General features: G+C 50.2%; 11 protein-coding genes. 10 read left to right on the top strand and 1 reads right to left on the bottom strand.

The window, feature by feature from the left end; all coding sequences use genetic code 11:
• Window positions 1-41 precede the first annotated feature (41 nt).
• From ACR0QE_RS01850 to hemC, 6 genes are all read left to right on the top strand, one after another.
• Window positions 42-1,844 carry a glycerophosphodiester phosphodiesterase family protein gene (locus ACR0QE_RS01850; protein ID WP_432626684.1) on the top strand — a complete coding sequence of 601 codons (1,803 nt, stop codon included), beginning with the start codon at window positions 42-44 and terminating at the stop codon, window positions 1,842-1,844.
• A 135-nt stretch (window positions 1,845-1,979) separates the two neighbouring features.
• Entirely contained in the window at window positions 1,980-2,426 is a 447-nt protein-coding gene (gene dtd, locus ACR0QE_RS01845; RefSeq protein WP_432626683.1) for a D-aminoacyl-tRNA deacylase, read from the top strand.
• A 51-nt stretch (window positions 2,427-2,477) separates the two neighbouring features.
• Window positions 2,478-3,884, top strand: a complete 1,407-nt coding sequence (locus ACR0QE_RS01840) for an aminopeptidase (protein WP_432626682.1) — start codon at window positions 2,478-2,480, stop codon at window positions 3,882-3,884.
• 351 nt (window positions 3,885-4,235) lie between these two features.
• Window positions 4,236-5,318 carry a trigger factor gene (gene tig / locus ACR0QE_RS01835; RefSeq protein ID WP_432626681.1) on the top strand — a complete coding sequence of 361 codons (1,083 nt, stop codon included), beginning with the start codon at window positions 4,236-4,238 and terminating at the stop codon, window positions 5,316-5,318.
• Window positions 5,319-5,412: 94 nt separating this feature from the next.
• A complete protein-coding gene (locus tag ACR0QE_RS01830; RefSeq protein ID WP_432626680.1) occupies window positions 5,413-6,201 on the top strand; it encodes an HAD-IIB family hydrolase in 789 nt (262 codons plus the stop codon).
• Between the two features lie 293 nt (window positions 6,202-6,494).
• Window positions 6,495-9,530: a hydroxymethylbilane synthase gene (gene hemC / locus ACR0QE_RS01825; protein WP_432626679.1), complete on the top strand. Its 3,036-nt coding sequence runs from the start codon at window positions 6,495-6,497 to the stop codon at window positions 9,528-9,530.
• A gap of 131 nt (window positions 9,531-9,661) precedes the next feature.
• Here the strand turns inward: hemC and ACR0QE_RS01820 are convergent, their stop codons facing one another.
• Window positions 9,662-10,222 carry a cysteine hydrolase family protein gene (locus tag ACR0QE_RS01820; RefSeq protein ID WP_432626678.1) on the bottom strand — a complete coding sequence of 187 codons (561 nt, stop codon included), beginning with the start codon at window positions 10,220-10,222 and terminating at the stop codon, window positions 9,662-9,664.
• Window positions 10,223-10,519: 297 nt separating this feature from the next.
• On the opposite strand from ACR0QE_RS01820, the gene ACR0QE_RS01815 reads away from it, so the two are divergent.
• The 4 genes from ACR0QE_RS01815 (at window position 10,520) to ACR0QE_RS01800 (ending at window position 14,561) form a co-directional block, all read left to right on the top strand.
• Complete coding sequence (locus tag ACR0QE_RS01815; protein ID WP_432626677.1) at window positions 10,520-11,284, top strand: nucleoside phosphorylase; 765 nt, start codon at window positions 10,520-10,522, stop codon at window positions 11,282-11,284.
• A gap of 79 nt (window positions 11,285-11,363) precedes the next feature.
• Window positions 11,364-11,966, top strand: a complete 603-nt coding sequence (locus ACR0QE_RS01810; RefSeq protein ID WP_432626725.1) for an ECF transporter S component — start codon at window positions 11,364-11,366, stop codon at window positions 11,964-11,966.
• 115 nt (window positions 11,967-12,081) lie between these two features.
• Window positions 12,082-12,855: an energy-coupling factor transporter transmembrane component T family protein gene (locus tag ACR0QE_RS01805; protein ID WP_432626676.1), complete on the top strand. Its 774-nt coding sequence runs from the start codon at window positions 12,082-12,084 to the stop codon at window positions 12,853-12,855.
• Window positions 12,846-14,561 (top strand): ABC transporter ATP-binding protein, encoded by a 1,716-nt coding sequence (locus tag ACR0QE_RS01800; protein WP_432626675.1) that lies wholly within the window; start codon window positions 12,846-12,848, stop codon window positions 14,559-14,561. Before ACR0QE_RS01805 ends, ACR0QE_RS01800 begins: the two co-directional genes overlap by 10 nt.
• The last annotated feature ends 216 nt before the right edge of the window (window positions 14,562-14,777 follow it).

Raw genomic sequence — 14,777 nt, 5'->3', positions numbered from 1 at the left:
GAGTGGAGAATGTGGCACAGCACCGGAGAAACAGACATAAGATGAAGACACTGGCAAAAGATACCTGGCAGATTGCCTGTCAGAACTGGAAAAATATTCTTTTGTTTGAGCTTCTGTACCGTATGGTGACGATGCCGGCTTATTTACGGCTGATCAGCCGTGGGGTGCGTCTGGCCCTTGAGAAAGCCGGATACAGCTATCTCACAGCAGGAAATATCGGAGGCTTTTTCCTTTGTCCGTGGACGATTCTGATTTTGATTGGAATTGTGGCGGTGGGAATGCTTCTGGTTGTTCTGGAGATAGCCGGACTCATCACTGCATTTCAGGGGTCAGCCTATTATCAGAAGCTGACCCCTTTGCATATTTTGTGGGGCGGAATGGAAAAAACCGCGACGGAGATCTGGAAGAAGAACTGGAAACTGGCAGTCACAACCTCTGTTCAGGTTTTAATCATGAATCTTTTCTTTCTTGAGCGGATTCTGACGCACACAAAACCGCTGAATTTTGTGATGAAAGAGATTGTGAACGAGCCGTGGGCAGCCATTTTTCTTGCGGTTGTCCTGATTGTGATTATGATCGCAGTCTATCCGGCGATGTTTGTGCCATACGGATGCATGGTGGAACAGAAGTCATTTTCGGACAGCCTGCACCGGAGTCATGTTCTGACCCGGCATAGGAAACGCTTTGTCGCCGGGCTCATGATTCTGTGTGAGATCGGTGTCTGCGCGGTGACGGTTCTTGCTTATCTGGTGGGAGTTGCGATCGCGGCGGTTCTTGTGAACCTGTATGCAGACCAGACGCTGGCGATGGCAGTGCTCCTGAGAGTGGCGGATCGGATTGAGCTGGCTGTCCTCTTTGCAGGGAGTATTCTGGCAGTCGTGGGCTGTTATGCGGCTTTGTCGGTGTGCTATTATCAGTATGGGACAAGACATCTCCACGAGGAGCGCTGGGATTTCAGATATCCGGCACGCGGCACGCCGAAACGCCGCAGAATTGTGATGGTAATGGCGATTCTGGCAGCGGTCGGAGTGTTCTCCATCTGGGATATGGTGCGGACTGGTCCGACGGTGACGGATCGTCTGCTGACGCAGGTGGAGATCACAGCGCATCGCGGAAGCTCCCAGAGTGCTCCGGAAAATACGATGGCATCGATTCAGACAGCGATGGAGGAGATGGCGGACACGGCGGAGATTGATGTTCAGCTTTCGTCGGACGGAGTGGTCGTGCTTGGACATGATGCGAGTCTGAAACGTGTGGCAGGGGTTAATCGCCCGATCAGTTCGATGACCTGGGAGCAGCTTCGAAAGCTCGATGTGGGATCCTGGTTTTCTGAAGCCTATGCCGGAGAGCGGATTCCGTCGCTTCAGGAAGTACTCGAAGCTTGCCGCGGAAAAATTCATCTGAATATTGAAATCAAAAATGTGGGGGCGGACAGCGATCTTCCTGCCCGGGTGGTAAGTCTGATCCAGAATGCGGGTATGGAGGAACAATGTGTTGTCACGTCCACGAGTTTGAGTTATCTAAAGGCGGTCAAGGAAATTGCGCCGGAGATTTTGACGGGATATGTCATCTCGGCGGCATACGGCAATTTTTATTCGAGTGATGCTCTCGATTTTATCAGCCTGCGGAGCAGTTTTGTTGACAAACGTCTGGTGGAAAATATTCATGCACAGGGCAAGGGGATTTTCGCATGGACCGTCAACAGCAAGAGTGAGATGGAGAGACTGATGATGCTCGGCGTGGATGGAATCATCACGGACCGGCCGGTTCTTGCAAGGGAAATCGTTTACCGAGAAGAAGCGACGGAGACACTCTTTGAGTATCTGAGAATGGTGTTCCGGTAGAGAAAGAATTCTTCTTGCCGTGAGACGTTCCTGCTAATCTGATGCAAGAATTGCAAGAATCAAATCAACAGATAAAAACAAAAAATAACGAAATAAAAAACAGAACGATAAAAACGAAAAGAAAAGAGAAAAAAGATGCGTACAGTCGTACAGCGTGTGACCCATGCCAGTGTAAAAGTGGATGGTCAGACAATCGGAGAGATCGGAAAGGGATTTCTGATCTTGCTTGGTGTGGCAGAGGAAGATGACGAAGCCATCGCAGACAAGATGGCGGACAAGATCTGCCGTCTGAGAATTTTTGAAGATGAAAATGGAAAGACGAATCTCTCACTCGCTGATGTCGGCGGGGAGATTCTCGTAGTCAGCCAGTTTACGTTGTATGCGGACTGCAAAAAAGGCAATCGCCCGAGTTTTGTGAAGGCGGGAAATCCAGAAAAGGCAAACCGCCTTTATGAGTATTTCATGAAGCGCTGTGAGACTCATGTGCAGACGGTTCAGCACGGGCAGTTCGGAGCCGATATGAAGGTGGAACTGCTCAATGACGGTCCGTTTACGCTGATGCTTGACAGCAGGGAGTTATAAACCAAAGATTTGAGAAAAATATTTTAGATACAGAGAAAAGGAGTCTATATCATGGCAGAGATGGAAAAAGAGAAGAGTGCCGGACAGTTGCTTGAGGAGGAACTGACCTGGAAATTCCCGCACATCGGCAAGGAGGCACCGGAGCAGAATGAGGAGGCAGATGCGTTCTGCGAGGGATATAAGGCATTTTTGAATGCAGGAAAGACGGAGCGCGAGTGTGTGATCGGCGCGCTGAAGCTGCTCAAAGAGGCTGGATATGAGGAACTTGATGAGAAGAAGTCCTATGCACCGGGCGACAAGGTTTACTATGTGAACCGCAAAAAGGCAATTCTGATGACGACATTTGGAAAACGTCCGGTCAGCGATGGTGTCCGCATCAATGTGGCTCACATCGACTCTCCGCGTCTTGACTTAAAGCCGAATCCGCTTTATGAGAAGAGCGATATTGCTTATTTTAAGACCCATTACTATGGCGGAATCCGTAAGTACCAGTGGGGAACAACTCCGCTTGCCATGCACGGCGTTGTTGTAAAGAAGAATGGTGAGGAAGTGACTGTCTGCATCGGCGAGGAAGAGGGCGATCCGGTATTCTGCGTCAGCGACCTGCTTCCGCATCTGGCAGCAAAGCAGAATGAGCGCAAGTTGTCAGAAGGACTTCGCGGCGAGGAACTCAATGTCATTGTCGGATCGATTCCGTTTGTAGATGACAAGGTGAAAGAGCCGGTAAAACTGCTCGCACTCAAGCTTCTGAATGAAAAATACGGCATCACGGAGGCAGATTTCTTCCGCGCGGAGATCGAGATGGTTCCGGCACAGAAGGCAGTTGACGTCGGTCTTGACAGAAGCCTTGTCGGTGCTTACGGACAGGATGATAAGGTGTGCGGATACACGGCTCTGATGGCAGAGATCGAGACAAAAGAACCGGAGTACACAACTGTGACGATTCTCTCCGATAAGGAGGAGATCGGTTCTGAGGGAAATACCGGAATGAATTCCGATTATTTCAAGCACTATGTGGAGAGACTTGCAGACATGGCAGGTGTTCCGGTCAGAGACGTTTTCACCCGCTCTCTGTGTCTGTCTTCTGACGTAAATGCAGCTTACGATCCGACATTCTCCGACGTATTTGAGGCAAACAACGCAAGCTACATCAACAAGGGCTGTGTGCTGACGAAGTACACCGGCGCAAGAGGCAAGTCCTCCTCCAATGATGCAAGTGCAGAGACGATGGCAAAAGTCATCCGGATCATGGAAGAGAACGGCGTTTACTGGCAGACCGGCGAGCTCGGCGCAGTCGATGCAGGCGGCGGCGGCACCATCGCAAAATACATTGCACATCTCGACATTGATGTAGTCGATCTCGGTGTGCCGATTGTATCGATGCACGCACCGTTTGAGCTGGCAGCAAAGCTCGATATTTACAATACCTATAAGGCATTTAAGGCATTCTACAAATAAGAGATCGTGTAAATGTAGGTTGCAATAAGGCTCGCTCAGAATTATATGCTGCTTTGCAAGCATTGATTTGAGCATAACGAGCTTAAGTATAGCGAGTTTAGGTATAACGGGGCGGGAAGGATATCAATAAGATGGTTGATATCCTTCCCGCCCTTGTTTTGTGGAAAAGTATAAGAAAAACGATTTGTGGAAAAGTGGTGAGAGAACATTTTGAGGAACCAGATTTTCCCGATTCTGAATAATTTATGAATTCGGGCAAATCGCTTTTTAAATTCGGACGGATATGCTATACTTGAAAGGCACATATTCTGAATGTGTAATTTTTTTAACGAAGAAAAGGGCAGAATGATCATGAGAAAACATGTAAAACTGGTGCTCTGCGGTCTGGCAGTTGCAATGCTGGCAGCGGGCTGTTCTAAAAAGAATGATACGGCAAAGGAGACGACGGCAACGGAGTCTGACAGCAGTGCTTCCACTGAAACTGAGGCAGAGATCAAGGATAAAGGCGAAGTGACAAAGCTTGGTCAGTATAAGGGCGTGGAAGTAAAGCGCGAGTCCACTGAGGTGACGGACGAGGAAGTGGAGCAGAAGATTCAGAGCGTGCTCGACGCAAATCCGGAGTATGTGGAGATCACGGACCGTCCGGCTCAGAACGGTGATACGGTTGACATTGACTATGTGGGAATGAAAGACGGTGTTGCATTTGACGGTGGCACCGCACAGGGATACAAGCTGGAGCTTGGTTCCGGAACTTTCATTGACGGATTTGAGGATGGTCTGGTTGGCGCATCTGTTGGCCAGGAACTCAGCCTGAATCTGACTTTCCCGGAGGATTACGGTAATTCAGATCTGGCAGGTCAGGCAGTTGTGTTTGATGTGACGGTGAATGCAATCGAGGAGAAGAAGGATGCGGTTCTCGATGACAATTTCGTTCAGCGGGTATCAGACTTCAAGACTGTGGATGAGTTCCGTGCAGACACACTTGCAGATCTTCAGCAGCAGAAAGAGCAGGCAGCAGACCAGCAGGTCGAGGAAGATGCATTTATGGCAGCGATGAATGACTGTGAGTTTGACCTGAACGAGGCAGCTGTGGATCAGCAGTACAACAACCAGCTCAACTACTATGAGAGCATGATGCAGGCTTACGGAATGACTCTGGAAAACTACGCAACTCTGTACGGTATGACCGAGGATGAGTTCAAGGAAAAACTGAAGACAGCAGCTGAGGATGCAATCAAACAGCAGCTGATGGCAGAGGCAATCGCTGAGAAAGAGGGTCTTGAGGTAGAGGATGCGGATAGAGAGGCACTTGCAAACCAGTACGGCATGGATGTTGCAACTCTTGAGCAGAGCTACGGCGAGGATGCGGTAAACCAGACTGCAATGATGTACAAGGTAATCGACTTTATCAAGGATAATGCAGTTGTAAAATAAACACGGACGAAAACTTGATAAGGTATAAGACATAAAGCATAAGGCAATAAAGGAATAAGGCAATTAAACAAAAACAAAACGGAAATAAAATGAAATGAGCAAAAAAGCACTGTTTTTTGATATTGACGGGACGCTGATGAGCGAAGTGACGAGAGAGGTGCCGGAGAGTGCGAAGGAAGCGCTCCGGCGCACCCGCGCCTGCGGAAATCTGGTTTTTGTCAACACCGGGCGCTCTTACAGTGAGCTCGGAAAGATTATGCAGATGGTGGAGCCGGATGGCTGGCTGTGTGGATGCGGAACTTACATCGAGGTGGACGGGAAGCCACTGTATCACCGGGTTATGCCAGAAGAGCAGCGCCGGATGATCTGTCAGGCGATTGAGGATGCTGACATGGACGGACTTATGGAAGGCAAAGATGGCTGTTATGTGCCGAGTCCCGATTCCCGCTTTGCGGAGGGACGGCGGATTCGCAAAAGCATTCATTTTGCACTCCGCTCGATGGACTGGAGCGAGTCCTGTGGGGATGTGGAGAAATTCTGCGTGCTCGCGGATGAGAAGAGTGACCGGGCAGGATTTTTCCGGAAGCTTGGTCTGGACATCGATGTGATTGACCGCGGAAATGGGTTCTATGAGTGTGTGCCGGCAGGACACTCCAAGGCGAATGCGATTGACCGTATTCTCGAGGCCTATGGTCTGACGCTTGAAGATGCCTACGTGTTCGGAGACAGCACCAATGATCTCTCGATGTTTGAGCACGTCCCAAATGCGATCATGATGGGAAAACACAGCCCGCAGCTGGAACCGTATGCGAGCTTCTGCACAAAGACGGTAGAGCAGGATGGAATCTGGTATGCGATGGAGCATCTCGGACTGCTGGAATAAGAAAAAATAAGAAAACGTGTTGCGCTACCATATATGTGCAAGAATTTTCTAAACTTCAATCAATAATAAAAAGACAAACGCTGCGGTAGTCCGCCAGACCGGGAAACCGGCAGTGCAGGCTTCCGTAGCGTTTTGTATATGAAGGGATAAGAGATAAACCTGCTTAAATGTCCGATAATCGGACATTAGAATAAAAGTAACAAATAAAAATGTAATCTGGGGAAGTTGGGTGTTGCGGGCAGTGCAAATCTGCCTGAAAAATCACGGGAATGAGAGGATTGGTAAGTAAGCGTATGAAACTTCGTATTGGGACAAGAAAAAGCCGTCTGGCAATGGTACAGACGGAGATGGTAAAGCAAATGTTGGAGGATCGTTTTCCGGACCTGGAGATCGAAGTCATTCCGATGAGCACAAAGGGAGACAAGATTCTCGATCGCTCACTGACGAGCTTTGGCGGAAAGGGTGTATTTACGAAAGAACTGGAAGAGGCACTGCTCAGAAATGAGATTGATCTTGCCGTTCACTGTGCGAAAGATATGCCGATGGAATTTCCGAAGGGTCTGGCGATGGGAGCTGTGCTCTCGCGCGCGGAGGCATCGGATGTGCTTGTGACGAGAAGTGGGATTCCGGCAAGAGAGCTTCCAGCCGGAAGTGTGATCGGAACGAGCAGTCTGCGCCGCCAGATCGAGATCCGCAGTCTGAATCCGCAGGTATTTACGAAAATGCTCAGAGGAAATGTCCAGACGCGTCTGGAAAAACTTAAGAATGGCGAGTACGACGGAATTCTTCTCGCGGCAGCGGGACTTGAGCGCCTCGGACTTCAGAATCCGGAAGGTCTGCATCTGGAATATCTCGATAAGGAACTCTTTATTCCGGCGGCAGGTCAGGGAATCCTTGCGCTGGAGATCCGTGAGGGCGAACTCGGGGAGATCATGGAGGCACTTCATTCCCCGGAGGCAGCGATACAGCTTCGCGCGGAGAGAGAATTTCTGACGATTCTCGGCGGAAGCTGCAATGCGCCGTGTGGGGCATACTGCCGTGAAGAAGACAATAAACTTGTGATGACAGTTATGTATGCGAGAGACGGCGTGCATCCGGTATTCCGCAGAGGTGCAGTGGAGCTTCCGGAGAGCGCGACGAGTGACGAGGGTCTTGAGGGTGGACTCGAGATTGCGGAAAAACTTGCGGACAGCCTTGCGATTCAGGTGCGTTTCCGTCCGGTTTATCTCGTCGGTGCAGGCCCGGGGGATGCAGGACTCTTCACAAGAAAAGGTCTGGAGTGCGTGCGCAATGCCGATGTGATTGTCTATGACAACCTGATTTCCGGTTCGATTCTCAATGAGGCGCGACTTGACGCGGAGCTGATCTATGCAGGAAAACGTTCCGGTCAGCACTCAATGAAACAGGAGGAGATCAGCCAGCTCCTCGTGCAGCTTGCAATGACGGGCAAGTCCGTTGTCCGGCTGAAAGGTGGAGACCCGTATATTTTCGGACGTGGCGGGGAGGAAGCGCTTGAGCTGACGAGACATGGAATCCCGTTTGAGGTGGTTCCGGGAATCTCCTCCTCTTACAGTGTGCCGGCGTATGCCGGAATTCCGGTGACTCACCGCAAGCTCGCTTCCTCATTCCATGTGATTACCGGACATGAAGGAGTCGGAAAAACGCAGGAGTCTTTAAATTATGAGATTCTGGCAAAGGAGGAGGGAACTCTCGTCTTTCTGATGGGACTGCGCCATCTCGGGGAGATTTCCAGACGTCTGATCGAGGGCGGAAAAGCGGCCGATACTCCGGCGGCAGTCATCCAGAACGGAACGACCGCAAATCAGAAGATGGCTGTGTCTGATCTCGCTCACATTGAGGAGGAGGCAAAACGCTGCGGAATCCAGACCCCGGCGATCACGGTGGTCGGACCGGTCGTCGGTCTTGAGAAGAAACTCTCATGGTTTGGCGCGGGACGTCCGCTTGCCGGAACGCGTGTCCTTGTGACCGGAACGCGCTACATTTCACAGGAACTCGAGGAGGAGCTTCGTCCGCTCGGAGCGGAGACGATAGCAGTCAGCCTGATTGAGAGCCGTCTTCTCGATAATGCGGAAGTTCGCCAGGCACTTGACAGTCTTGACACCTACCAGTGGCTTGTATTTACGAGCAGCAATGGAGTGGATCTCTTCTTTGAGGCGATGCGACGTGCAGACAGGGATCTCCGCTGCCTGATGCATTTAAAATTTGCGGCGATCGGAAGAAAGACGGAGGCAGCTCTGAAAGAACACGGATTCCGCTGTGATTTTGTTCCGGAGAATTTCTCCGGCACAGATCTGGCAAGGGAATGGATTCCGACGCTGAAAGAGGGCGAGAGAGTCCTTCTGATGCGCGCAAAAGAAGGTTCCGAGGTTCTGCCGAGAAAGCTGAAAGAAGCCGGTGTCGATTTTGCGGATGTTCCGCTCTATGAGACCTGGGTCGACACAAGAAGAAAAGAGGAGCTCAACCGCATCATCCATCAGGTTGACTATGTGGCTGTTGCGAGCAGTTCGGCGGCACGGGCACTCTGCAATATGCTCGAGGAAAAAGAATTTGAGGCGAAAATCATCTCGATCGGGCCGTACACGACAAAGACGGTGCGCGAGATGGGGCTTCCGGTCTATGCAGATGCTGTCGAGTACACGGCGTCCGGCATTGCATCCGTGATTCTTGCGGATACCGAAGAGCAGCACTATGCTCCGGTCGAGAAAATCAAGGCAGATCGTGTAGTCAAGGACAGTGAACTCTACCGGGAAGCGATCCGCGAGCAGAGTGAGCAGGCAGAAGCGGAAGAGACGAAAGAACAGGGCGAGCAGGAAAATGAGATGGATGCACAGGATGAAGCTCAGATGGCATATTTCCCGCTGTTCTTCAATCTGAACGGGGCGGATGTGCTGATTGTCGGCGCAGGAAAAATCGCGGCGCGCCGTGCGGCTGTGCTTGTAGAATTTGGTGCTGAGGTCACCGTGATTGCGCCGGAGGGCTGCGGTGCGATGAGACAGCTCGAGACTGAGGGCAAGATTATCTGGAAACATCGCCCCTTTGCATTGGCTGATTTAGAAGGCAGAAAGATTGCGCTTGCTGCGACGGACGATGCCGCTCTGAACACCAGAATTGCAAAACAGGGAAAAGAAAAAGGTATTCTTGTGAACAATGCCGGAGATAAAGAACAGTGCGATTTCTACTTCCCGGGAATTGCGAGAGAGGGAAGTCTTGTCGCAGGTGTGACAGCATCCGGATCAGATCATCACCTTGCGAGAGCTGTGACAGAAAAACTCAAAGAGTGGATGGAGACACAGAAGAGCGGGAAATAACGGCATTTAGTCGAGTTGTTTGTTAGACAAATCAGACAAACAGAAATAAACAGATAACAGGATTGGAATAGAAAAGAGATCGAAGAGCAGAAAAATTTCCGTGTTTTTGTTCTTCGATCTCTTTTTGGCTGTCAGCGATATTTGCGGATATACTCATCAGCGGTCATGAGTTCGGTGTGAAGCGGTGCAAAGTAGGAGATGATCTTTTCGGCTTCCTGTTTTGACTCCTGACTCAGACCCGCAACGCCATCGGTCAGATAAATCACCTTGCATCCCTCATCGATTGCGGACAGGACCGTAGAGAGGACACAGCACTCGGCGACGACACCGGAGATGACGACATTTCTGGCATGGTGAGCCATCTCCTTTACCTCTGGAATTGCAAATGAGGAATAGACGCTCTTTGTCAGAAGCGGATATTTCGTTGTCCACGGGAGAAAATCTGCGATCACCTCATTTGCAAATGGATCTGCGTTGACCTTGGCATTGACTTTGTTGTACTCTTTCCAGACTCCGACAGGATATTCAGGAGCGAGGTAGCGGGTGAAGAGAACATTCGGGCAGACACCCGCGTTCAAAACGCGCAGAATCGCCTCGGTTGCAGAATCCACGCCCTCGCATGCCCATTCCTGCCCTTTTGTATACACGTTTTGCATATCAATGACAAGAAAAAGATCTGTATTTTTTTCCATAAAAATCCCTCCAGAATAGATATTTGAGACACACTCCGTTACACAAAAAATTACACGAAACACAATCTTCTGAAAATAAGTATAAGGGGAGAAAATGGGGCTGACAAGGAGAAAAATAAAACTCGTTAAAATAATAACAATACAGAATCAAAAACCCGCCTTTTCATTGACTTTTTTCAGATACAATGCTATCGTAAACGTAAATTGTTTCTATATTTTGGGAAAAGTTTGGGTAATAATTCAGAAAATCAAAAAACTTTCCAAAACATGAATAGAAGCAGAAAGGGGGAATGAAACATGGGGAACACGGAGACAGAAAAGCGTATGCCACATATCCAGATTCCGGAGGATCTCGGCATTGCCTATGCAGTTCTGCCGGGAGATCCTGCACGTGCGGAGCGCGCGTCGAGATATCTGGAAAATCCGGAATTTCTCGCGTTTAACCGGGAGTACAAGAGCTACCGCGGAACCTGGCACGGAATCCCGGTTCTTGTGATGTCGACCGGTATGGGCGGCCCATCCACAGCGATTGCGCTGGAGGAGCTGAAGAAAACCGGAGTCCGGGCGGCAATTCGAATCGGAAGCTGTGGAGCACTCCAGCCAGAGGCAAAAGTTGGGGATCTGGTGCTTGTGGAGGCGGCAGTGCGGGATGAGGGAACTTCTCTCGGGTACGCGCCGCTTAGCTATCCGGCAGTCGCAGATTTTGAACTGCTCCTCGCATGCAGAGAGAGTGCGGCAAAGCAGGGATTTTCCTGGCATATGGGAATCGGAAGAAGCCATGACTGTCTGTACCGCGATGAGAATCCGCAGATCTATGAAGAGTGGGCACGTCGAGGGGTGATGTCTTCCGATATGGAGACTGCGCCGCTGTATGTGACCGGAAGAATCCGGGGCGTGAAGACGGCGTCGATTCTGAATGTGGTTGCCGGGTGCAAGAGCGATGTCGCAGAGGACATCGGGCGTTATGCAGATGGGGAAAAGCTGACTGCGCTCGGCGAGGAGCATGAGATCCTCACGGCATTTGGAGCGTTTGAGTGTCTGGAACATGATAAACGCCCCTAATTAACAGATAGGCAAGTAGTGGGTAAGTGTAAGTAAGAGTAAGAAATCAACATGCAAAAATGGGAAGGGACGGGTGAATATGAACAATCTGTTTAAGACGAAATTTGATGCGGTTACAATCGTACTGATTCCGGCGTGCATCGGAATCAACTATCTGGGAAAGTTGTTTGCAAGTGTGCTGAAACTGCCGCTGTGGCTTGATTCCATTGGAACCTGTATCGGAGGCTGTCTTGGCGGACCGCTGATCGGTGCGATCTGCGGTGCAGCGAATAACCTGATTTACGGTTTTTCGGCTGGTGATAACATTACATTAGTTTATGCGCTCACAAGTCTGGGAATCGGTGTCGCAGTCGGAATCATGGCGCGTCTCGGATTTATGAAGACGTTTCCGAAGGCAATCCTGACCGCCTGTGTGGCAGGTCTGACCGCAGTTGCGATCTCCACTCCGCTGAACGTGATTTTCTGGGGCGGTACCACCGGAAATGTATGGGGCGATGCCGTGTTCGCTGCAACCCAGGCGGCAAAGATGCCGGTTATGCTCGGTTCCCTGCTTGATGAGGTTGTTGTGGATGTACCGGACAAGCTGATCACTCTGATCGTTGTGTTCTTTATTTTAAAGGGACTTCCGAAGAAGCTGACGAACCTGTACGAGGCAGATTCCGAGATCAAGAAATTAGACTAAAAATTAGACCAGACTAGATTAGATGAGAACGGACTAAAACTGAAAGTGTGGATAGCAGGCGAACCTTTTTTTCGCCTGCTATGAAAGATGAGATTAAAAATTTAGGAAATCAAAAATGAAAAGTATAAGCCTTTTTGTGGATAACGGGACGTACCTGACGAAGGTTCATCCTTTTACAAAATTGATGTACATTGCCGCTGCGATCAGCATTCCGCTGATCACAGGCAGGCTTTGGATGTTTGCTGTTCTGATTGCGGTCAGCCTGTGTGTGCTGGCGAGTGGAAAGATTCTTAAGAAGACAGTTCCGCTGATTGCATTTTCTTTTACGATTCTGTTGACAATTTTCCTGATTCATGGACTTTTCAACCAGAGAAATACAAATGTGCTGTTTCGGATCGGACCGCTGAAGTTCTATCGTGAGGGTCTTCTCTATGCACTGAGAATCGGACTGAATATTTTAAATATGCTTCTCTCTTTTGCGGTCTTTGTGCTTTCCACAAAGCCGTCGGAACTTGTCGATGAACTTGAGAAACGTGGATTTTCTCCGCGTTTCGGATATATTGTCACCTCTGTTTTCCAGATCATCCCGCAGATGATGGGAACGATGAACACGATCATGGATGCACAGCGCAGCCGTGGACTTGAGACGGAGGGAAATCTGAAAACCCGTGCGAAAGCCTTTCTTCCGCTGATCTCTCCGGTTGTCATGAGTTCTCTGATCAATACGAGGGAGCGTGCGATTGCGCTTGAGGTGCGTGGATTCGGTGCAAACCGAAAGAAAACCTGGCTTCAGGACAGACCGAAACATAAGGGAGACCGGGAAGTCACGATTCTTCTCGGCATTCTGATTCTGTTAGCTGTGATTTGGAGGGTTGTGGAATGTCTGTGATAACAGTGGAAAATCTGCGGTATCAGTATCCGCACGCAGAAAAGCTCGCTCTCGATGGAATCACCTTTTCCGTGGAAAAAGGGGAATTCATCGGAATTATTGGGGAAAACGGTGCAGGAAAGAGCACACTGAGCCAGGCACTCATCGGACTCGTTCCCCAGTTTTATAAAGGCGCTTACGGCGGAAAAGTGCTTGTCAATGATCGGGAGGCGGGAAATACTCCGGTTGCGCAGATGTGCGGAAGTGTGGGACTCGTGTTCCAGAATCCATTTAACCAGCTCTCGGGCGCAAAGGACACGGTGTATGATGAGGTCGCCTTTGGCATGCAGAATCTCGGTGTGCCGAGAGAGGAGATGCATCGGCGTGCCGAGGAGGCATTGAGACTTCTCGACATCTGGCAGTACCGGGATCGAAATCCGTTTGACTTGTCCGGCGGTCAGATGCAGCGCGTCGCGATTGCGAGTGTGCTGGTCATGCGTCCGGACGTGATGGTGCTCGATGAGCCGACATCCCAGCTTGATCCGGAGGGAAGTGAGGAGGTATTCCGGGCAGTCGAGAAGATGACAAAGTCTGGAATCACAATCCTGATGATTGAGCAGAAGATCGAGAAACTTGCGGCATATTGCAGCCGGATTTTGCTCTTGCATGAGGGAAAACAGATTGCGTTTGATACTCCGCAGAAGATTTTCTCGATGGAAAATCTTGAGGATTACGGTGTTCAGGCACCGGCATTCACGCGAATCTGCCGGGCCGAGAATGTTACGCTTCCGGATGGCACGTATCCGGTGACGGTCGAGGAGGCTGCCGGAGCGATGAAGGCAAAACGTTCCGGAGAGAATGTTTTTAGAAACCCCGGAAGTGAAGGCGCAAGACAGGGCGAAGACGCCGGGGAGGCTGTGAAGAAGAGCACGGAGATGTTTCGGATTGAGCATCTCGACTTCTCGTATCTTGCGAACGTTCCGATTCTCAAGGATCTGAATCTTCGCCTTGACGGGCGTCCGACCGCGATCATCGGTCAGAACGGTGCCGGAAAGACGACTCTTGTCAAGCTTCTGAAAGGACTCTTAAAGCCGGTGTCCGGAACGATTTATTTCCGCGGGGAGGATATGGCGGGGAAGACCGTCGCGATGCTTGCCGGAAATGTCGGATATGTGTTCCAGAACCCGGATGACCAGATTTTCAAGTACAATGTTCTCGATGAGGTTATGTTCGGACCGCTGAATATCGGAATGGATCCGGAGCGTGCAAAGAGTGAGGCGCTTAAAGCGCTTAAGCTGACAGGGCTTTCCGGGAAAGAGGGAGAGAATCCCTATGATCTCGAAATGTATGAGCGAAAGATGACGGCGATCGCCTCTGTGCTTGCGATGGACACGGATGTGCTGATTCTCGATGAGCCGACAATCGCGCAGGACTGGTGCGGACGGCGCATCATCGGCTCGATCATCCGCAGCCTGACCGAGCGCGGAAAGCTCGTGATTGCGATTCTCCACGACATGGATTTCGTCGCAGAGAATTTCGAGCGCGTCATCGTCATGGCACACGGAACGGTGCTTGCGGACGGAAGAGCGGAGGAAGTCTTCGAGCAGGAGGAGGCACTTAAGAAAGCGTGTCTCCAGAAGCCGTATGTGATGCAGCTTTGCAGCCGCCTCGGATATGAAAAACCGTATCTGACGGTCGAGGAACTGCTTCGCGACAAGGTTCATTAATTTTAATGGGAAAAATCGGTGGGAGAGATCTCACCGATTTTTTTTGAGAATCTTTTTTTACATGAAAAATGTGCAGAGTGAAATGAAAAATGAATGGCGACTTTTTGAAGGAGTCGTGGTACGATAGGATTAGATTTTTATGGGGAATTTTATGGGAAATACACAGAGCGTGTAATGAACAGGAAGTGCAATGGGAGAGCAAAAAACAGCGATAAG

Origin of the sequence: Brotaphodocola sp. (genome assembly GCF_050873065.1) — a bacterium.
Classification (GTDB): domain Bacteria; phylum Bacillota; class Clostridia; order Lachnospirales; family Lachnospiraceae; genus Brotaphodocola.
This window is presented reverse-complemented; position numbering and strand designations above follow the sequence as displayed.